Annotated in this window: 25 protein-coding genes and 2 tRNA genes; 25 read left to right on the top strand and 2 right to left on the bottom strand. The window is 47.6% G+C overall.

All coding sequences use genetic code 11. From position 1 onward, the window contains the following. Positions 1 to 2: 2 nt before the first annotated feature. The 12 genes from HYW15_01825 (at position 3) to HYW15_01880 (ending at position 10,852) form a co-directional block, all read left to right on the top strand. Complete coding sequence (locus HYW15_01825; GenBank protein ID QQG42929.1) at positions 3 to 1,004, top strand: NAD-dependent epimerase/dehydratase family protein; 1,002 nt, start codon at positions 3 to 5, stop codon at positions 1,002 to 1,004. Positions 1,005 to 1,271: 267 nt separating this feature from the next. Then, a complete protein-coding gene (locus HYW15_01830; GenBank protein ID QQG42930.1) occupies positions 1,272 to 1,850 on the top strand; it encodes an arginine decarboxylase, pyruvoyl-dependent in 579 nt (192 codons plus the stop codon). Continuing rightward, a complete protein-coding gene (gene raiA, locus HYW15_01835) occupies positions 1,847 to 2,194 on the top strand; it encodes a ribosome-associated translation inhibitor RaiA (protein QQG42931.1) in 348 nt (115 codons plus the stop codon). Before HYW15_01830 ends, raiA begins: the two co-directional genes overlap by 4 nt. A gap of 75 nt (positions 2,195 to 2,269) precedes the next feature. After that, positions 2,270 to 4,921: a preprotein translocase subunit SecA gene (gene secA, locus HYW15_01840; GenBank protein ID QQG42932.1), complete on the top strand. Its 2,652-nt coding sequence runs from the start codon at positions 2,270 to 2,272 to the stop codon at positions 4,919 to 4,921. Positions 4,922 to 5,019: 98 nt separating this feature from the next. Next, complete coding sequence (locus HYW15_01845; protein QQG42933.1) at positions 5,020 to 5,517, top strand: NUDIX domain-containing protein; 498 nt, start codon at positions 5,020 to 5,022, stop codon at positions 5,515 to 5,517. Between the two features lie 8 nt (positions 5,518 to 5,525). Continuing rightward, entirely contained in the window at positions 5,526 to 6,197 is a 672-nt protein-coding gene (locus HYW15_01850; GenBank protein ID QQG42934.1) for an HAD family hydrolase, read from the top strand. 21 nt (positions 6,198 to 6,218) lie between these two features. Continuing rightward, complete coding sequence (locus HYW15_01855; protein QQG42935.1) at positions 6,219 to 6,365, top strand: hypothetical protein; 147 nt, start codon at positions 6,219 to 6,221, stop codon at positions 6,363 to 6,365. Between the two features lie 33 nt (positions 6,366 to 6,398). Then, positions 6,399 to 8,021 (top strand): efflux RND transporter periplasmic adaptor subunit, encoded by a 1,623-nt coding sequence (locus tag HYW15_01860; GenBank protein ID QQG42936.1) that lies wholly within the window; start codon positions 6,399 to 6,401, stop codon positions 8,019 to 8,021. A gap of 5 nt (positions 8,022 to 8,026) precedes the next feature. Continuing rightward, positions 8,027 to 8,710, top strand: a complete 684-nt coding sequence (locus tag HYW15_01865; GenBank protein ID QQG42937.1) for an ABC transporter ATP-binding protein — start codon at positions 8,027 to 8,029, stop codon at positions 8,708 to 8,710. After that, complete coding sequence (locus HYW15_01870) at positions 8,707 to 9,918, top strand: ABC transporter permease (protein ID QQG42938.1); 1,212 nt, start codon at positions 8,707 to 8,709, stop codon at positions 9,916 to 9,918. The genes HYW15_01865 and HYW15_01870 overlap by 4 nt, the downstream gene beginning before the upstream one ends. Before the next feature lie 66 nt (positions 9,919 to 9,984). Continuing rightward, positions 9,985 to 10,614: a hypothetical protein gene (locus HYW15_01875; GenBank protein QQG42939.1), complete on the top strand. Its 630-nt coding sequence runs from the start codon at positions 9,985 to 9,987 to the stop codon at positions 10,612 to 10,614. Between the two features lie 10 nt (positions 10,615 to 10,624). Continuing rightward, positions 10,625 to 10,852, top strand: a complete 228-nt coding sequence (locus HYW15_01880) for a hypothetical protein (protein ID QQG42940.1) — start codon at positions 10,625 to 10,627, stop codon at positions 10,850 to 10,852. Between the two features lie 64 nt (positions 10,853 to 10,916). Here the strand turns inward: HYW15_01880 and HYW15_01885 are convergent, their stop codons facing one another. After that, a complete protein-coding gene (locus HYW15_01885) occupies positions 10,917 to 11,645 on the bottom strand; it encodes a hypothetical protein (protein ID QQG42941.1) in 729 nt (242 codons plus the stop codon). Positions 11,646 to 11,748: 103 nt separating this feature from the next. Between HYW15_01885 and HYW15_01890 the strand changes: the two genes are divergently transcribed. The 5 genes from HYW15_01890 to HYW15_01910 all read left to right on the top strand — a co-directional run bounded on the left by HYW15_01890 (position 11,749) and on the right by HYW15_01910 (position 15,318). Next, positions 11,749 to 12,414, top strand: coding sequence for an endonuclease III (locus tag HYW15_01890; protein QQG42942.1), 666 nt, complete (start codon positions 11,749 to 11,751; stop codon positions 12,412 to 12,414). A 47-nt stretch (positions 12,415 to 12,461) separates the two neighbouring features. Then, positions 12,462 to 13,304, top strand: coding sequence for an aminotransferase class IV family protein (locus tag HYW15_01895; protein ID QQG42943.1), 843 nt, complete (start codon positions 12,462 to 12,464; stop codon positions 13,302 to 13,304). Between the two features lie 31 nt (positions 13,305 to 13,335). Then, positions 13,336 to 13,998 carry a 16S rRNA (cytidine(1402)-2'-O)-methyltransferase gene (gene rsmI / locus HYW15_01900; protein QQG42944.1) on the top strand — a complete coding sequence of 221 codons (663 nt, stop codon included), beginning with the start codon at positions 13,336 to 13,338 and terminating at the stop codon, positions 13,996 to 13,998. After that, positions 13,998 to 14,705: a 16S rRNA (uracil(1498)-N(3))-methyltransferase gene (locus HYW15_01905; protein QQG42945.1), complete on the top strand. Its 708-nt coding sequence runs from the start codon at positions 13,998 to 14,000 to the stop codon at positions 14,703 to 14,705. The genes rsmI and HYW15_01905 overlap by 1 nt, the downstream gene beginning before the upstream one ends. Before the next feature lie 133 nt (positions 14,706 to 14,838). Further along, on the top strand, positions 14,839 to 15,318 hold the full coding sequence (locus tag HYW15_01910; GenBank protein ID QQG42946.1) for a hypothetical protein: 480 nt from the start codon (positions 14,839 to 14,841) through the stop codon (positions 15,316 to 15,318). Positions 15,319 to 15,490: 172 nt separating this feature from the next. Here the strand turns inward: HYW15_01910 and HYW15_01915 are convergent, their stop codons facing one another. Continuing rightward, on the bottom strand, positions 15,491 to 15,877 hold the full coding sequence (locus HYW15_01915) for a hypothetical protein (protein QQG42947.1): 387 nt from the start codon (positions 15,875 to 15,877) through the stop codon (positions 15,491 to 15,493). Between the two features lie 169 nt (positions 15,878 to 16,046). On the opposite strand from HYW15_01915, the gene HYW15_01920 reads away from it, so the two are divergent. The 8 genes from HYW15_01920 to HYW15_01955 all read left to right on the top strand — a co-directional run bounded on the left by HYW15_01920 (position 16,047) and on the right by HYW15_01955 (position 19,508). Then, positions 16,047 to 16,541, top strand: coding sequence for a 50S ribosomal protein L10 (locus HYW15_01920; GenBank protein QQG42948.1), 495 nt, complete (start codon positions 16,047 to 16,049; stop codon positions 16,539 to 16,541). 41 nt (positions 16,542 to 16,582) lie between these two features. Continuing rightward, positions 16,583 to 16,954, top strand: coding sequence for a 50S ribosomal protein L7/L12 (gene rplL, locus HYW15_01925; protein ID QQG42949.1), 372 nt, complete (start codon positions 16,583 to 16,585; stop codon positions 16,952 to 16,954). A gap of 5 nt (positions 16,955 to 16,959) precedes the next feature. After that, the gene (locus tag HYW15_01930; protein QQG42950.1) at positions 16,960 to 17,628 is read left to right on the top strand and encodes a hypothetical protein; all 669 of its coding nucleotides are present in this window, start codon (positions 16,960 to 16,962) and stop codon (positions 17,626 to 17,628) included. Between the two features lie 90 nt (positions 17,629 to 17,718). Next, positions 17,719 to 17,982 (top strand): GIY-YIG nuclease family protein, encoded by a 264-nt coding sequence (locus tag HYW15_01935; GenBank protein ID QQG42951.1) that lies wholly within the window; start codon positions 17,719 to 17,721, stop codon positions 17,980 to 17,982. Further along, positions 17,973 to 18,044 (top strand) — tRNA-Val (locus tag HYW15_01940). The genes HYW15_01935 and HYW15_01940 overlap by 10 nt, the downstream gene beginning before the upstream one ends. A gap of 24 nt (positions 18,045 to 18,068) precedes the next feature. Then, entirely contained in the window at positions 18,069 to 18,434 is a 366-nt protein-coding gene (locus HYW15_01945; GenBank protein QQG42952.1) for a hypothetical protein, read from the top strand. An 82-nt stretch (positions 18,435 to 18,516) separates the two neighbouring features. After that, positions 18,517 to 18,582 (top strand) — tRNA-Val (locus tag HYW15_01950). 236 nt (positions 18,583 to 18,818) lie between these two features. Further along, a complete protein-coding gene (locus HYW15_01955) occupies positions 18,819 to 19,508 on the top strand; it encodes a hypothetical protein (protein ID QQG42953.1) in 690 nt (229 codons plus the stop codon). Positions 19,509 to 19,768 lie beyond the last annotated feature (260 nt).

Raw genomic sequence — 19,768 nt, forward strand, 5'->3', positions numbered from 1 at the left:
CCATGAAAATTTTTATAACCGGAACGTCGGGATACATAGGCGGGATGCTCGCTGACCGCTTTGCTGAAAATCAGGAAGTTGAAAAAATAATCGCTTTGGATACGAATTCGGACTTGGCAACTCGGTTGCCAAGTGGCAACCGAGTTGCTTTGGTTCAGCATAATCTTGGCGACCCCGGCTGGGAAGAAAAGGTCTTGGCCGCAGGCAGGCCGGACGTTGTTATCCATTGCGCCTACGTTATCCGCGAGGGCTACGGTAAAAAAAGGGCCTGGCAGATAAAATCCAATATCACCGCGGCCGAGAAGGTTTTTGATTTTGTTTCAAAAAACAAGATACCGCGGCTTATACATTTTTCAACCGTCGCTTCTTACGGCGCGCTTCCCGGTAATTCCACGAACTATAAATTCAAAGAATCCGACCCTTTCCGCGAGGAAAAGTATCTTTACGGCGCGGATAAAAAAATAATTGAAGAAAAATTAAAAGCCGCGCTTCAGCCGTCTTCCGCGACGCAGGTTTTGGTAATCCGCCCGTGCGCCATCACGGGTCCCCGGGGGCAGTTTATGTTCAAGCGCTTCGGACTTCTGCGCGCGGTAAAATTTGGCCTCCCGGTTGTGCCGGTGACTGGGCCGGATTCCGCGAGGCAGTTTGTCCACGAAGACGATATCTGGGAGGCCGTCCGGTTTATGGCAGACGGAGAGGTGTCTTCAAAATACGAAGTTTTCAACGTTGCTCCGGCCGACTTCTTTTTGCTGAAAGATATGGCGAAAGAAATCAGCAAACTCTCAATAAGGGTGCCGATGTGGCTGGGGAAACTATGCTTCGGCGTTTTGTGGCATCTTTCGCGGGGGAGGATTCCAACGGTCCCGGCGGGCATCAATTCTTACACTTACCCGATTATCGTTGACGGCTCAAAAATCACAAACTATGGATTTAAGTACCAATACACCGGCCGCGAGGCGCTTAAAGCGGATAGGGGCTACTACAGCCGTTTTGTGGATAAATAACTTGACAAATATAATGGATTTGCTAGGATAGGGGCATGTGAGTGTTTCCGCCGATAAGGCGGGTACATGTCTATGTCTGCACAAAGCCCGCGATTTATCACGGGTTTTGTGTTTTTTAATGGCACTTTTCGCGCTTGAGGGGGCTACGGAGGGTTGTACTCCTTCTATGTCATTTATGTGAGTGCCGGCTCCGTAACCCCCCAAAGCGCAAAAGCCGATTATCCACATATTGATATTAGCACCGTATAAATTAATATTAAATTACGGATGGTCCCCAAAAAAATATTTTTTACGAAAGGAGTCGGCGCGCATAAAGAAAAACTGGCGTCTTTTGAGCTGGCTTTGCGGGATGCCGGCATTGCCCACTGCAATTTAATTTTGGTCTCCAGCATCTATCCTCCGGGAGTCAAAAAAATTTCCAAGGAAGAAGGGGTAAAATCAATCAGGCCGGGCGAAATTGTCTTTTGCGTCTACGACCGCGAGTCCACCAACGAACCCAACCGTCTCATCGCGGCTTCTGTGGGGCTGGCTATTCCGGCCGACCCAGAACAGCACGGCTATCTTTCAGAGCATCACGCTTACGGAGAGACCGAAGAAAAAGCCGGAGAATACGCCGAGGATTTGGCGGCGAGCATGTTGGCCACGATTTTGGGCATTGAGTTTAACTCGGATACCGCTTGGGATGAGAGAGAGCAGCTTTTTAAAATGTCCGGTAAGATTGTGCGCACGTCAAACGTCACCCAATCGGCTATCGGCAACAAAGACGGCCTTTGGACGACGGTCTTTGCGGCCGCGGTGTTCGTGGAAGATAACAATGATAACGCGCCGGAACAAAAAACAACATGAGAGTTTCGCTGAAAGGCACGAATATCCAGCTTTTGGAATCAACCCGGGAATATGTTGATAAAAAAATCGTGCGATCTGCGGAAAAACTGCTGGTTCACGATGGCGATGCCCTATCTTTGGAAATTGAAGTTGGTAAAACCACCCGCCACCACAAAACCGGGCCGTATTTCCGCGCCGAGGCGAATTTGTCCGTCGGCAAGACAATGCTCCGCGCCGAGGCCTTGGGCGAAACCTTAAACGAAGCCATTGATTTGGTTGAGGGGGAACTTACGCGCGAAATAAAAAAATTCAAGGAAAAAAAACGGACGATGCTTTTGAGAAGCGCGAGAAAAATAAAATTGTGACTATACTCAATTATTCACGATCGGACGAAAGTGAGTATATCGACTTTTCGGGTTTTTTTGTGTAAAATATGCATCATGTCATTTTTTGGGAAAATTTTTGGCGGCTCCAATGAAAGAGCCATAGACGAGCTTCGGCCGGTTGTTGAGGAAATAAACAATCTGGAAAAAGATTTTGAGAGGATATCGGACGAAGAATTAAAGAAAAAAACGGAGGAGTTCAGGAGACGGCTAGGAGAAATGGGGAGAGTTATTACTTCTTCGCTGGACGAGATTCTTCCCGAGGCGTTCGCAGCCGTCCGAGAGGCCGCAAAACGCACGCTCGGCCAGAGGCATTTTGACGTCCAGCTTATGGGCGGGATTGTGCTCCACAGAGGAGGAATTGCGGAGATGAAGACCGGAGAAGGGAAAACTTTGGTCGCGACTTTGCCGGCGTACTTAAATGCCATTTCCGGTCCGCCAGCCAGTGGAGGAGTGCATATTGTGACGGTCAACGATTATCTGTCGCGAAGAGACGCCGCTTGGATGGGGCAGATTTATAGCGCGCTCGGCCTTTCCGTCGGCGTTTTAAACCACGAGGCGAGTTATTTATACGACCCGGAACATAAAGAGCTTGATCAGGCCCGCGACACATTGGGCGCTTTCAAAGTCGTCCACGAATTTTTAAGGCCGTGCTCTCGGCGAGAGGCCTACGCCGCGGATATTACTTACGGCACGAACAACGAATATGGCTTTGATTATTTGCGGGATAACATGGTTTATTCCACGTCGCAAATGTCGCAAAGAGGGCAAAACTTCGCGATTGTTGACGAGGTTGACTCAATTTTAATTGACGAAGCGCGGACGCCGTTGATTATTTCCGCCCCCGATACGGAGTCGGCGGAACTTTATAAGGTTTTTTCAAAAATCGTCCCGCGGCTTAAAGAAAACGAGGATTATAATGTTGACGAGAAAATGAAAACGGCGCTTGTGACAGAATCCGGAATTGAAAAAGTGGAGCAGATGCTCGGGCTCAAAGACATCTACACCGAGCGAGGCATGAGATATGTGCATCATCTGGAGCAGGCGCTCCGCGCCCGCGCTCTCTTCCAGCGCGACAAAGATTATGTGGTGAAATCCGCCGAGCATGGCGGAGGGGAAGTAATCATTGTTGATGAATTTACCGGCCGCTTGATGCCCGGGCGCAGGTGGTCTGACGGGCTCCATCAGGCAATTGAGGCCAAAGAAGGCGCGCTTGTCCAGCAGGAATCCCGCACGCTTGCGACAATTACTTTCCAAAATTATTTCAGGATGTATAAAAAGCTGGCGGGTATGACGGGCACGGCGCAAACATCCGCCGAGGAATTTCATAAAGTATATAATTTGGATGTCACCGAAATCCCGACGAATAAGCCAATGGTGCGGCGCGATCTGTCGGACAAGGTTTTCCAGACGGAGAAAGGCAAATTTCAGGCGCTGGTAAAAGAAATAAAAACCAGAACCCAAAAAGGCCAGCCGGTTTTGGTTGGCACGGTTTCTATTGAAAAAAACGAGAAAATTTCAGCGCTCCTCTTGCGCGAAGGCGTAAAACACAAAGTGCTGAACGCTAAAAATCACGAGGAGGAAGGAGCGGTTATCGCGCAGGCGGGGAGATTCGGCTCGGTGACAGTCGCGACCAACATGGCCGGCCGGGGAGTGGACATAATTTTCGGGGGCAATCCGCCGGATGCCGCAGAGGCGGGGCGGGTTCGCGAAGCCGGAGGGCTTTTAGTTATCGGCACGGAGCGGCACGAAGCACGGCGCATAGACGACCAGCTCCGGGGGAGAGCCGGAAGGCAGGGCGACCCGGGCGAGACGCAGTTTTTTGTTTCTTTGGAGGACGACCTTATGCGGATTTTCGCGCCGGAGAGGGTGAAAAATTTAATGGGCAAACTAGGCATTCCGGAAGATGAGCCGGTGGAAAACAAAATGGTCTCAAACGCCATAGAATCCGCGCAGGGCAAAATTGAGGGATTTAATTTTGACACCAGAAAGCATGTTTTGGAATACGACGACGTGATGAACAAACAAAGGACGGCGGTTTATTCGCGAAGAAAAAAACTGCTTTTCGCGACACCCGAAGAAATAGAAGCGGAGGCGCTTGGTTTGCTGAAAGGAGTGGCAAACAAAATAATTTTAGTACATACTGCCGGTTCGCCGGATGAATGGAATAAAAAAGAGATTTTTGAAAACTTCGTGAGTTTGGGAATGGGGATAACCCACTCCCCGGAGGGTTTCGTCTTTCGCGAGCGAGTTGAGAAAATGGAAAGCAGAGAAGAGCTGGCCGAGCTCGCGGAGAAAGAGATTGAAGCGACATTCGCCAAGAAAAAAGAGGAGGTCGCCGGATTTACCGATGCGCTTCGTATGGTTATGCTTCAGGCGATTGACGCGCTGTGGACGGAGCATCTGGAAGCGATGGAATATATGCGCTCCAGCGTGCAACTTCGCGTTTATGGCCAAAGGGTTGCTTTGGTAGAATACAAAAACGAAGGCGCTAAGATGTTCCAGCAATTGGAAGTGCACATCAACGCCTACATCGCCAATTTAATTTTCAAAATCGGCCCCGCGCTGGACCAAAGTACCCCGCCTACGCCAAGAGCTTCGGCGGGTCCTCAATTTGGCAACAGCGCCAAAGGCGCTGGCCAAATTGGGAGAAACGACCTCTGCCCCTGCGGTTCAGGTAAGAAGTATAAAAGGTGTCATGGGAGATAAAAAAACCGCTCTAGGTTGGCCTAGGCGGCCGGCGGCAAGATTTGGGGCTTGATTTCTTCTTCTAATGCTAGCAAAGATTTGATATAATGTCAATAATTATGCCGCAAGAAAATCAATATCTTCATGAAGTGGCGATTACGGCTATTGTTGTCAAAGGTGGAAAATATCTGATTACCAAGCGCTCTCCGAACAAAAAGCGCTGGCCGAACTTATGGACGGTCCCGGGCGGAAGGTTGGAAACGAGCGACTATTTGGCTATGCCCAAAGACACGGAACATTATTGGTACAATGTTTTGGAGCGCACTCTGCAGAGAGAAGTAAAAGAAGAAGTAGGAATTGAAATAGATAATATTGAATACGTAACAAGCTTGGCCACTGTGCACGCGGACGGCAGCCCGTCGCTGGTTATTTCCTGCATGGCGGATTGGAAATCCGGCGAGGTTAATCTTCAGGAAGAAGAATGCAATGAATTTACGTGGGTAAGTTTGGAGGAAGCGAAAAATTACAAGTTGATTGACGGAATTTTGGACGAGCTCGCGATGGCTGAAAACCGGCGAAAAGGCAAAAAATCGGAATGGCAGAGGTTTGATAAATAAAAAGTATCATGAAAAAGAAAAAACTTTTATTTATTTGGGATTTTCACGGAGTTTTGGAGAAAGACAACGAATATGCTGTTCAGCGTATTTGCAGGCAGGTTGTAAAAGAGTTTGGTTTTAACACAAAAGTTTATTTAGAAGATGTCCGCCGCTGGTACGGACTTAAATGGATTGAATATTTTTTTAATTTAACTGAAGAACAGGACAGGAGAAAATTGAGGAAAATGGTGAAACGGGCGCGAGAGGTCAGCCAAAAAATCGTGCACAAATATTTAAAACCTATGAATCACGCGGATTACGTTTTAAGCCAGATAAAAAAATCAGGCGGCGTAAATGTTATTGTTTCCAATGCTAGACAAGATAGAATTGAGGATTTTGTGAAAATTGTGGGCTTACAAAAATATTTGTACAAGGTGATCGGCATAGATGGGCATACGAGGTTTAAATTCAGCACGCCCATGGAAAAAGCCAATGCGATTAGCAGATTGTCGGCCGGCAAAAATTATGCTAGAAAAATTATTATTGGCGATTCCGAAAGCGATATTCTAGCCGGTAAAATGGTTGGAGCAAAAACTTACCTGTTTGTAAAAAAAATGAACAGCAAAAAAGTCAGCGATATCAAGGCGGATAAGACAATTGACGATTTACGCAAAATCCTCCCAGAAATCCATACGGCGTAACCAAATATAAAAAATAAAAATATGGAAAATCAAAACCAATATCTTCATGAAGTTGCGATTACGGCTATCGTCGTGAAAGGCGGGAAATACTACGGAATTTTGGACGAGCTCGCGATGGCCGATGACCTGCGCCGCGGCAAGAAAACCGAATGGCGGAGATTTGAATAAAAAACCGGCTTGAGCTATGCTGAACGGAGCATTATGCGGAATTTTTTTAAAAAAATCGCAAAGAAAAAGCTTTGGGCTGGTATTGCCGCGCTCGCACTGATGATTGCGGGCTATTTTAGCTACCAGTATTTCTTTGGAAAAGATGAAGCCGTTCGTTATCTGACCGCTGAAGTTCGCCGCGGGACGCTTGAGGTCTCCGTAAACGGCTCCGGGCAGGTTTCTGCCTCCAATCAGCTGGGTGTGAAATCAAAAGTTTCGGGAGATGCGGTTTATGTCGCGCCGGTTGAGGGGAGAGAAGTCGGCGCCGGCGCGCTGATTGTGCAGCTTGACGCGAGAGACGCTCAAAAAGCTGTGCGGGACGCCGAGGTGAACTTGGAAAGCGCCAAGCTCGCCCTTGAAAAATTGCGAGGCCCTGCAGAGAGCGATATTCCGCGCAATAAAAGGAACGCCCAAGACGACCTGAAAAGGGCCTATGATGACGGCTTTACCGCCGTGTCTAACGCTTTTTTGGATTTGCCCGCGGCGATAACCGGACTTAAAGACCTCCTTTTCGGAATAAATTTTTCGGGCGGCCAGAGCAATATGAATTATTACGCCGACGCGGTAAAAAATTACGACACGCGCTCGCTGGATTACAGAGATTCCGCCAACACGAACTATCAAAAAGCCAGAGCATACTACGATAAAAATTTTGATGATTACCGCATGACCGGCCGCGAAGCGGAACGTGCGGAGATTGAGGCGTTGATAGATGAAACTTACGGAACGGCGATTAGTTTGTCGGATGCCGTAAAATCCGCCAACAACCTCATTCAATTTTACAAGGACCGGCTTACTGAAAGGGACTTAAAGCCCAATTCTTTGGCGGACACGCATCTTGCGCAACTGGACGCCTACACCGATAAAACCAATACCCACATAGCGGCGCTGCTTAACATGAAAAATCAGATAAAGAATTATAAAGACGCCGTGTCAAACGCGGATTTGGACGTAAAAACACAGGAACTTGCGGTCAGACAGCGCGAAAACGGCTTGCTGGACGCTAAAGAAAAACTGGCCGATTACTATATCCGCGCGCCGTTTGCTGGGGTTGTGGCCGAAATTAATGTTAAAAAAGGCGATGCCGTTTCGCCTTCGCTCGTTGCTGCCACTTTGATTACCCGTCAGAAAATCGCGGAGATTTCTTTGAATGAAGTTGATGCAGCTGGCGTCAAAATTGGGAACAAGGCGTTTTTAACTTTTGACGCCCTGCCTGATGTTAAAATCTCCGGAGAGGTTGCTGAAGTTGATACGCTGGGGGCGATAAATCAAGGGGTTGTTACATACGGCGTTAAAGTTATTTTTGAAACTGACGATGAGCGCGTAAAAACCGGCATGAGCGCGAGCGCCGATATTGTCGTAAACACCAAAGCAGCCGCGCTTTTGGCGCCGAATTCCGCGGTCAAATCCAGCGGAAGCCAAAAATACATTGAGGTTTTGTCCGATGGCGAACCGCGGAGAATTAATGTGGAAACTGGCTTGGCCAGCGAGGAGCTGACTGAAATTTTAAGCGGCGTTAATGAAGGAGACGAGATAATAACGAGAACAATAAGCCCGGCAAATCAAACACAGCAGGCCCCGAGCATCTTCGGTCCGCCCGGAGGCGCGCGGCGTTGAAATCCATGATTGAAATCAGAAACATCACTAAAACATACAAAACCGGAGAGGTTGAATTCCGGGCCCTTTCCGGAGTGAGCTTTAAAGTTGAAGATGGAGAGTTTGTGGCAATCGCAGGCCCATCCGGCTCCGGCAAATCAACTCTCATGCACATTATCGGTTGCTTGGACACTCCCACCAGCGGCGAATATTTTCTTGACGGGCGCGACGTCTCCGCTCTTTCCGACAACGACCTCGCCGACATCAGAAAGAACCAAATCGGCTTCGTTTTTCAGGCGTTCAATCTTCTGCCGCGCACGACCGCGCTGCGGAACGCCGCCCTGCCCTTAGTTTACGCCGGAGTCGGAAAAGAAGAGAGGGATGCGCGCGCCGCGGGAGCCCTCAAAACGGTGGATTTGGACGAGCGTCATTTCCGGCATTTGCCCAGCCAGCTTTCCGGAGGGCAGATTCAGCGCGTGGCCATCGCCCGGGCGCTGGTCAACAACCCATCGCTCATTTTGGCAGACGAGCCGACGGGAAATCTGGACACAAAAACCGGAGACCTTATCATTCACGCTTTTAAAAAATTGAACGAAGAAGAAAAACGCACGATTATTTTAATCACGCACGAGCGCGACATCGCGAAACATGCCAGAAGAATAATCAATATTCGCGATGGCTTAATTGTAAGCGACGAGATAATGCTATGACTATTTTGGACACTCTGGAAGAAACTTACACGGCCGTTTCCGCTAACAAGGCGCGGTCGGGGCTTACAATTTTAGGGATTATTATCGGTATCGCGTCGGTAATCGCCATGATTTCCATTGGTGAGGGCGCGCGCAGTTCAATTGAGGCAAGCATTGAAGGGCTTGGTTCAAACCTGCTTACTATTCTCCCCGGCGTAGTGCAGCCGGGCAGAGGCATTGTCTCCTCCGGGCGCGGTTCGGCGCAGACGCTCACAGACGACGATTTGGAGGTTCTTGAGCGCATTGACGGCATTGAGGTGATTTCGCCGGAGGTCTCAAGGCGATTCCAAATCTCTGCGGCTTCCGGGAACAACACCAACACAACGGTAACCGGAATTTTGCCGGCGTATCTTTTCGTCCGCAATCTTTCTTTGGCGGACGGCGTTTTTATTTCGGATAGCAACGTCCGCGGCTTGGGCCGAACGGCTGTTTTGGGTGCGACCGTGGCCAAAGATCTTTTCGGCGGCGAAAATCCGCTGGGAAAATCAATCAGAATAAATAACGCGTCATTCCGCGTCATCGGGGTGCTCAACCAAAAGGGCGGTTTTGGTTTTTCCGGCCCCGATGATATGGTGCTGATTCCGCTCTCAACCATGCAAAAAGTTGTCTCGGGGGTTGATTATCTTACCGGCATATCCATCAGCGTTAAGGACAAAAATCGGATGACCGAAGTGCGCCTTGCAGCAGCTGACGCGCTGCTTCGGGAACACCGCGTTTCCGAGCCGGACTTCTCAATAATTTCACAGGAAGATATTTTAGGCACGCTGACGCAAGTGGTGGACACTTTCACTATTTTTCTGGCTTCCATCGCCGGCATTTCTCTGGTTGTCGGAGGAATAGGCATTATGAACATGATGCTCACGACCGTGACCGAGCGCACGCGCGAGATAGGGATTCGCAAGGCAATCGGCGCAAAAAGACGGGATATTACTTTTCAGTTTCTCGCGGAAGCCATTATGCTCACCTTTCTCGGAGGTTTTTTCGGCATAGTTCTTGGCTGGTTGATTTCTCTGGGGGTTTCGCAATTTGCCGGCATCGCCACGTCTGTTTCCATTCAGGCGATTTTGCTGGCTTTCGGGGTTTCGGCGGCCATCGGGATTATTTTCGGATATTATCCCGCCCGCCGCGCCGCCTCGCTTAATCCGATAGAGGCCTTAAGGTATGAATAAGGGTTTTCCACAGACGCACTCTTTTGTTTTTTAAAGATATGCTATAATTAAAGAACTGCTCAAAATATGGCTAAATCGCACTTAAAACGCGCTTTGATAACCGGAGCTATGCTAGTAGCGCCGATTTTGGTTTTGGCGGAGGAGGATGTAAATACCCGCGGCAACTTGCGCGCTGAACGCCAAAATATAAGACAGGAAGCCCAGCAGAAGCGGCAGGCGGTTATGCTTGAGGCGAAAAACAAACGCGAGGCGTTCAAAGCGGAAGCGCAAAAACGGGTTGACGCGCTTAAAAAAAGAGTGGGCGAGGAGCGGGCAAAGAGAATAGAGCAATTCTTTAACCAAATGGTTAGAAAATTTGAAAATGCCATTGATCGTCTAAACGGCTTGGCCGACCGCATTGAATCGCGCTTGAATAAATCGGAAGAGGCGGGCAATGATGTTTCCAAAATAAAAGACCAGCTGAAATCCGCGCGGGATAAAATCTCCGCTGCGGAAACGGCGTTAAACGAAGCCAAAGCTAAGTTCAAAGAGATGGCTAACAGTCAAAATCCTAAAGAAGCGTTTAGGCAAGTAAAGGCGCTGGTGCAGGGCGTGGCGCAAAAAATAAAAGACGCGCACCGCGCGTTGGTTGACGTTGTAAAATCAATTAAAGGGTTGCGGCTTGGTAGCGAAGCCACTTCAACTTCGTCAAGATAATTTTAAAAACATGGAAGAAAACAGGCATTTAGGATGGTGGGTAGCGGGAATCATAGCGGTTTTAGTCGTTGCGGCGTTTTTGTTTTACTATCTAAGATATACTCCTGTGGGAACTGGCGATTACGGAGTTTTGCCGCCGTCGGACGCGACTCAATCAATAGAGGCGGACCTCAACGCCACTGATTTGAACAATCTGGACGCCGAGCTTTCGGACATAGACAAAGAACTGGCGCAGTAAAAATAATTTTTTGGGTAAACAAAAAAGGGGCTCACGGGCCCCTTTTGGATGGCATTCTTGTTGTTTATTTCACCACATCGCTCCAGTTGAAGCTAAATATGGCTCCTGCGCCAACGACGAATTCTGTTTTCCGGCCATCGCGCACCCTGGTCAGGGGCGTCGATGCTTTCAACATCGGTAGCTGAACTGTTAAATTCTTGTTCAGCTTCCAGGAAAAGTCGGCTTTGTACTGACCGATCACGGCCGAATCATTTCCGAAAGCGCCGTTATCATACTTGAGCGCGGGCTCGTGGTTGAAGTCCAGGAATTCCAGCAAATGCCACGTGTGCGCCAAGCCGGTGGCGAAGATCGCGCCGTGTTGCGGGATGTTGCCGGAAGCCGGCCAGTAAAGCTCCAGTTTTCCGTAGGGCGTAAGCGTGTGCTTGCCGACGATAAATTGGCGTTTCAGCTTCACGAACGGCTGGAAAACATCGCTAAAACCTCTCGGCCAAATGGCAAAATAGGCAATACCGATTTCGGCCCAGTCGTTGTCATACCAGCCGGTGAAGTCCACTTCTTTGCCGAAGCCATTCTTGCCATCCAAGGAGTAAGACCCCCAGATGTCCCCGCAAAACCCGCGGTAGCAAACCGTTGTACCGCTCTGATGAACCGGTTTGTCGTAGAAAATCCCGCCATTGCCCCCAAGATATTTCCCGTACACCAGTGAATACACGGAAATCGAAGGGCTCTCGGCGCGAGCTTGCGCACTTGCGAAAAGCAGACACATTGTCAAAATAACCAAAATTTTCTTCATTCTTCACCTCCTGATGCGAAGCTAGCATAATTTTAGATGTTTGTCAAGCACTATTAAAATTAAACGAATTTAGTTTAAAATATACCCAATGCGAAGTTTTACTATGGAGAACGCTAAAAAAGAGAGTTTGGAGAAGCGCAAGAAAAGAGCGGCTGAGATTTTACGAAGATTAAAAAAGGCGTATCCCAAAGCGAAAATCGCGCTTAAATACGGAAACAATATCCAGCTTTTGGTTGCGGTTATTTTATCTGCTCAATGCACCGATAAGAAAGTAAATGAAGTTACGGAAAAGTTATTTAAAAAATATAAAACGGTAGATGATTTTGCCAGCGCGAATTTGAAAATTTTTGAGCAAGAGATAAAATCAACAGGATTTTACAGGGCAAAGGCAAAAAGCATTATTACTTCAGCGAAAATAATTAAAAAAGATTTTGGCGGCCGTTTGCCGCGGACGATGGCAGATATGCTGAAATTGCGAGGGGTGGCGAGAAAAACCGCAAACATCGTCTTGGGCAACGCCTACGGCGTTGTTGAGGGGATCGGGGTAGACACACATGTCAGGCAGTTTGCCAACTACTGCGCTTTATCGTTTGAGCATGACCCAAAAAAAATTGAGCAGGATTTGATGCGACTTTTTCCCAAAAAAGATTGGTTCGGGTTAACTTACAAAATAATTGATTTTAATCGAGAAATGAGAAGCCGACAAAACCGCGAGAAAGCCAAATCCAAAATTCATTTACAAGATATTTGCCCGACTTCCCCGGTTTAATATTCTGTGCTAGTTTGTAGGCAGATTTAAATAAAAGGAGAACCGAAATGCAAACTGCGGTTTATTCTAACGGCGTGTGGCAAGAAAGCTGTTCTCGCGAAGCTGACCTCGGCCTCCACCGGAATGAGGGCGGAGTTGAAGTTTTGGTGGCGAAGGGGGATGTGCCGTTTCATTGGTACGACCACCATTCTAGATTGCGCGGGTCGTGCGGATATTACGGCATTTCTTTAGAGAAGCTGCTGCCCGGGCAGAAGATTCTTGAGCAGATTAAGCTGATGCTTAGCAGAGAGGGCTGCGAACGCGGACAGATCCATGTTTTGGTGACCAGCGGAGATTCCGAAGACCTTAAAACGCCGTCTAGCTCGCCTCGGCTTTCTTTGAATATTTGGCCGTTTTTTCAGGGGAATCCGCCGCCGCTTAGCGTGATGCCTGTTAATGAAAGGCGGATTGTGCCGCGGCACAAGCTAACTTTTCATTATGGTAATGTCGGTCCTAATTTGAAAAAGGCCAAAGAGGCAGGTTTTGACAGCTTTCTTTACTCCGATGAGAAAGACGGGCTCTTGGAGGGTCCGTACGAAAATCTGTTTTTTGTAAACGATGCTGGCGAGCTTATAACCCCGGCTTTCGGCGCGCTCCCAGGCGTAACAAGACGAATATTGCTCAATTTGGCTCAAAAAAGCGGGCTTAGAGTCCTTGAGCAGCCGGTACGCCTCTGGCATCTGCGACGCATGAAAGAGGCATTCTTTAGCTCCACCACCAAGGGCGCCGCTGCCATCTCCAAAGTCGGCGAGTACGAGCACTTTGAGGTTGGGGAGAGAACTCTGACCGCCCAGCTCAAGAAACTCTTTTTTGAATATCAGGAGCGCTACTACAGCGAACGCGGAGCTTAACAAGCCCGCGTTTTTTCTTTATTATTCTCTTATGCCCAAACTTTTTATCGTAGCCACGCCCATCGGGAATTTAAAAGATATCACTTTTCAAGCAGTTGATGTTTTAAAATCTGTTGACGCCATTTTGGCCGAAGATACGAGGGTAACCAGAAAACTTCTGGCGCACCTCGATATTCCCGGGCAAACAATTTCTTTCCGGGAGCATTCATCTCCGAAAATTTTAGAAAAGATTCTGAATTTAATAAAAGAAGATAAAAATTTGGCGTTGGTTACCGACGCCGGGACCCCGGGGATTTCAGACCCGGGGCTGCGCCTGATAAACGCGGCGAAAAATATTGCTGATATTGTCCCAATACCCGGTCCCTCGGCGCTTTCGGCCATAATTTCGGTGAGCGACATTAATCTTTCGGAGTTTTGTTTTTTTGGCTTCCCGCCGCGCAAAAAGGGCCGGCGGGCGTTTTTTGCGCGAGTTGCCAACATGAATACGCCGGCGATTCTTTTTGAGTCGCCCCACCGCGTCCAAAAAACTCTGCGAGAACTGGAGTTGGCTTGCGGCGACAGATACGCAAATATCGGCAGGGAGCTCACCAAAATTCATGAAGAGATTTTCAGGGGAAAATTATCCGAAGCCAAAAAGCATTTCACGGGTGAACGCCAAAGAGGGGAATTTACTATGATTATTGATACAAAATAATGCACAGGTTTTATCTGCCGCAGGAATTAAATAAAGAAATTTTGGTGGTGAGGGACCGCTCGGTAATCCACCAGATTAAAGACGTTTTAAAAATTCGCAAAGGAGAGCAGGCCGCGTTTTTCAGCGGCGCGCCGGAGGATCTCGGCTTTGATTTTGTCTTTGAGCTCAAAAATATTGAGGCCGGCTCCGCCGCCTTTATGCTTAGGGGAAAACTTGAAAACACAAGAGAGCCCTCAAAAAAATTGATTTTATACCAGTCGCTTATCAAAAAAGACAAATTTGAATTGGTTTTAGAGAAAGCCGTTGAGGTCGGGGTTTCGGAGATTGTGCCGGTAATATCTGCAAGATCAGAAAAGAAAAGCTTAAATACGGAGCGGTGCGCAGCGATTTTAAAAGAAGCCTCGGAGCAATCGGGGCGAGCGATAATTCCAAAACTGCATAAGGTTTTGTCTTTTGAGCGGGCGGTAAGCCAGGCGCAGGCTTCGGGAGCCAGAACCTATTTCATCTCAACTTCTGAAAAAGAAAATATGATTAGGGGCGCCGGAGACAGGCAGATAAACCTTTTTGTGGGCCCCGAGGGCGGCTGGGAGGAGCAGGAAATTTTCGCCGCAGGGCGCGCAAATTTTGAAATTATCTCTCTAGGACGTTTGACGTTCCGTTCCGAAACCGCCGCCGTGGTTGCGGCATACACTTTACTTTGGGGATAAAATAAAAAAGCTATACTATGCATATTGATCTAAAGAGCATCCTATTTCCACCTCGGTTTTAAAAGCGGTTCTTGCTACGGCCGTTGTTGGGGGAGTTTTAACTACTGCATTTATTGCGCCTGGGCTGGTTGCTATGGCTGGAAAAAACATAGCAGTCAAGCGCAAAGAAAAACGCGAAAGATATCAACAAATGTGGGCAAGGTTTCATGATTTAAGAAAACGCAAAAACCTTGAATATATTGGAGAAAACAAGGACGGCGAATTGATTTACAAATTTAGCGACACTGGGCGGACTATCGCCAAAAAATTTCTAGTAGAGACTTTGGCAATTGAATATCCCAAGAAATGGGATTGCAAATGGCGCATTATTACATTCGATATTCCTGAAAAATATAAAAAAGCTCGTAAGGCGTTTCAGCAAAAATTAAAAGAGCTTGGTTGCTATCCAGTCCAAAAAAGCGTCTGGATCCACCCATTTCCCTGCGAAGCGGAGATCGGTTTTCTAAAAGATATCATGGCTATTCAGCCATTTGTTGAAATATATTTAACAAAGGAGATGCCTAACGGAAAAGCTTTGTACTATTTCCGTGATTTGATAAAAAAATATATATAAATATTTACACTGCGTTATACTATGTATATTAACCTATCGTCCGTAATACGTAGTATGAAGATTTGTATGGGATTGTAGAATTGTTGGGGAAAAATAAAAAAGCGGGTATTGGGACTTGCCACATTTTACGTGGTTATCCCTCACCGCTTTTAAAAGATTAGCTTGGTATTTATTACGTAAAAAACCGAATTGCATCTGCCTCGTTCTCGAATAGATAGCCACAAAGGAAGCAGCACCCATCTTCTTCGTCATCTCCGTAGGTTACGAAGAATTTTTCAGTAGCTCGGTCGGCCTCCTTCATATTAAAGCTAATGCTAATGCTTGGAGTAGAACCGCCGTCAAATGTTAGTTCCATCACCATTGCTCTGAAGAAGAGTTTGTGCTCCCCTTTCTTCCCACTATGCATAGGACACATACACGAGCTGAGGCGCAAAGTGATTCCCTTTTCTGTTACGTTTGTTATTTGCCCCACACCGAAGGTCTTTCTTTTGAAGCCGAAGTACATCGACTTTAGTGCAGCTATAACTTTTCCGGCGCCACATATCTTAAACTGATTCATGGAAACCCCCTTTCTATCTTTTGATATGCTAGAATATCTACTAAAATTTGTCAATATTGCGTGATTTCGGTGGTTGGCTAGAATACTCTTAAGCCGTAGAAGTGAGGCGGGGATACCGTAAGACCTACAGAGGCGAGATGAGCGGCTTTTGGGCCGCTAAAATTGTTTTATGATTACACGAAAACAAAAAGAAGAGGCGGTTAAAAAGATCAAAGACAAATTGGGCGCGTCCGGCTTTGTCGCGTTTTTGAATTTTCATGGCTTGAGCGTTGCCAAAGGAATGGAACTTAGGCGGGCGTTGAAAAAAGCCGGCGCTGATTATTTGGTTTCCAAAAAAACACTTTTTGGAGTCGCGGCAAAGGAAGCGGGATTGGAAGTGAGCCGTGAGAAGTTGGAAGGCGAGATTGGGGCGGTTTTCGCGAAAGGCGAGGACGAAGCGCTGGCGTCTTCAAAAGAAATCGCGGTTTTTGCCAGAAAAAATAAGGATATGCTGAAAATTATCGGGGGGTTTTGGCAAAAAGCATGGATTAGCGCTGACGAAATCAAAAGATTGGCGGCGATACCGCCGCGCGAGGTTTTGCTTACCCAGCTAGCGTTTGTGCTGGCGCAGCCGATGGCAAGTTTTGCCAGAGTTTTAAACAAAATCGCTGAAAAACAAAAATAAACGGTCGATTAGTATATTAGTAAAAGTTAGTAATTAGTAATATGGCAGATTTAGAAAAAATAGTGGAAGAAGTTTCAAAGCTTTCGGCGCTTGAGCTTTCAGATTTGGTCAAAAAAATTGAAGAGAAATTTGGGGTTAGTGCGGCCCCGACGCTTGCGGTCGGGGCTCCGACTCCGGAGGACGTCGGAGCTAAGGATGAGCAAACAACTTTCAGCGTGGAGTTGAAATCGGCCGGAGGCACGAAGATTGCGGTAATCAAGGTTTTGAGGGAAGCTTTGGGTATGGGTTTGGCCGACGCTAAAGGAGTTGCCGATTCCGCCCCCAAAGTGGTAAAAGAAAGTATGGACAAAGCCGCAGCCGAGGAGCTTAAGGCCAAGCTTGAGGCCGCCGGCGCGACAGTGGAACTGAAATAATCCAAATGCAGATTTTAGAAAAACTTTTTGGGGGCGGGGCGAGAGTCAAACTCTTAAGGTTTTTCCTGCTTTCTCCGGAAAAAGTTTTTGAATCGAAAGAAGCGGCAAAGATTTTGCGCGTATCTTCAAGCGCGGCCTCAAAAGAAACCAGGTTTTTGCTCTCGGTCGGCTTTTTAAAAAGGGCGAGCCGTACGGACGCTTTCATTAAACCCCGACGTAAAGTCGGGGTCCCGACCAAAGCGTCGGGAAAATCTTATAAAATCATGAAAAAACGCGTGAAAGGCGTCCAGCTTTCGCAAACCTTCCCTTACCTTTCGGCTTTGAGAAATCTGTTGGTTGACGCTTCGCCTGCGTCTCGCGAGAAGATGCTTAGATTTTTCAAAAACAAGGGCAAAATCAAACTCTTGGTTTTAGGCGGCGTTTTCAGCAACGATTTCGCGGCGGATGCTTTGGACTCCTCCGGCCGGCTGGATCTTTTGATAGCCGGCGAATTAAAACGCGGGGCGGCGGAGCGGTTTATCAAAAAAGTTGAGGCGGATGTAGGCAAGGAGCTGAATTGGACTTTGATGAGCGCTCCGGAATTTGAGCGTCGGCTTGCCATGCACGACAAGCTTCTGCGCGACCTCTTTGACTACCAGCACGAATTTTTGATAAATAAATTGGGGATAGAATAGGTGGCGCATAGCCCCGACGTTTCATTTTTAATACGATAATTGTAGTCGGGGTCCCGACCAAAGCGTCGGGACTCAGCGGCAAAACGTTTTATGGCGTATGTATATATATTAAAAAGTTTGAGAGATGGCAGGTTTTATATTGGTAGCACTATCAACTTAATACAACGACTAAAACACCATGCTGGAGGTTTTACACCAAGCACAAAAAGATTGGGGAAGATTGAGTTGGTATTATCTCAAGAATATTCTACACTAAGTGAAGCTAGAAAAATTGAGGTCAGAATAAAAAAGTTAAAACGCAAAGATTTTATTGAAAAAATGATAAAAGACGGCTTTATTAAATTGCGCCCTTAGCTCAGTGGTAGAGCATTCCGTTCACATCGGAAAGGCCGTAGGTCCGATCCCTACAGGGCGCACTATGATTGTGCTATGATTTTTACATGGCAGAACAAACTCCGAAGCTGGAAAATAAAAAGATTTATTTTGGTGAAAAAAATCTTAAAGCTGATGAAGTGATTCGTCAGCAAGGTTGGGCTTATGCCGGAGACCAATTGAAGGGCGAAACAATAACACGCTTTGAGAAGCCAGATAGTTTACAGGCGGTAGAGATAGAGTCCCTGATAGCAGGAAGCGATGTGCATAATTATTTGGTTTGGGATGAGAATCTAGCTCATGTGGAAATAGTGAAATTAGCTACGCCGGAAGGTAAAAAACGATGGCAGGAATTAAACGATTTAGGATATACAATAATAGATTCAAATATAGGCCGAACAGTTTTTGTGAAAAGCAAAATAAAAATGAATTAATCTAAATGCGCCGAGTTGCGCATAGCCCCGACGTTTCATTTTGAATATCAATAATTGTAGTCTGGGTCCCGACCAAAACGTCGGGATTTAGCGGTAAAACGCTCCGTTCACATCGGAGAGACTCTAGGTTCGACTCCTAGTGCGCCCAAAATTAAGCTTATTTTTATCCACACCCTGCGCCAATCCGCCAGCTGGCGGAGGGTTGTTTTATGTTAAAATGAAGCTATAAAGCCAAATACGGCTCAAATAAGCATATGGTCGATACAAACGCTTATTGACCGTCAACGAGGGCTTCTCGAGGGCTCTGGTTGCAATTATTAGAAACCCCGACGCCTTAGGGTCGGGGCTCCGACCGAAGCGTCGGAGTTAAATAATTAAATTATTATGTTAGTACAAACATGGGGCGATGTCCTTGTGCTGTCTTTCCAAGAACTTTGGGGAGGCGTTGTGGCCTTTGTTCCGAAATTGGTTGTGGCCATCATAGTGTTCATTATCGGCTGGGTTATCGCCGTAGCTCTGGGTAAGATAGTTGAGCAAATTGCCCGCGCCATAAAAGTTGATACGGCTCTAAAGAGCGTCGGGGCGGACGAGGTTGTTTCCCGCGCCGGCATGCGGCTTGACTCCGGAGCGTTTTTGGGCGGCTTGGTGAGGTGGTTTGTAATATTGGTGTTCGTGTTGGCCGCCGTTGACGTGCTGGGCCTTTCGCAGGTGACTGAATTTTTGCGTTCCGTCGTGCTTGCTTACATTCCGCAAGTCATTGTGGCCGCGTTAATCTTGGTTGCGGCTGCGCTTTTGGCTGAAACTGTCAGCAATGTTGTTGAGGGCAGCGCGCGCGCGGCTCATTTGCCTTCGGCCCGGCTTTTGGGCGGGGTTGCCAAATGGGCCATCTGGATTTTCGCGATTCTGGCGGCGCTTTACCAATTGGGCATCGCCGGCCCGTTTGTTCAGACGCTGTTTACGGCGGTTGTGGCTATGCTTGCTTTGGCCGGGGGCTTGGCTTTCGGTTTGGGAGGCAAGGAGGCCGCGGCTCGCTACATAGACAAGCTTCGCTCGGACATTTCTAACAATCGTTAAGCGCCGATTATCCACAAGCCCCCCGCGTTGCGGGGGGCTTGACTTGTTTTTCGGGGCGATTATAATGGGCTTACACAATCTATGAACAGTATTTTTAATCTATCAGGAATAACAAGCGGGTGATTCTCGTTTTTTGCGCGTTTCCCCGCTCCTGATGAGCGGATTTTTTGTTTATAGAGAGTGCGCACTTTGACAAGATAGTGAAATTTGTAAGCGCATTTTCTAACAAGACGGCCCCGATCTTGCATCGGGGCAGGTTA

This window comes from Candidatus Giovannonibacteria bacterium (assembly GCA_016432405.1).
Classification (GTDB): Bacteria; Patescibacteriota; Minisyncoccia; order UBA11713; family 2-01-FULL-45-33; genus MFHE01.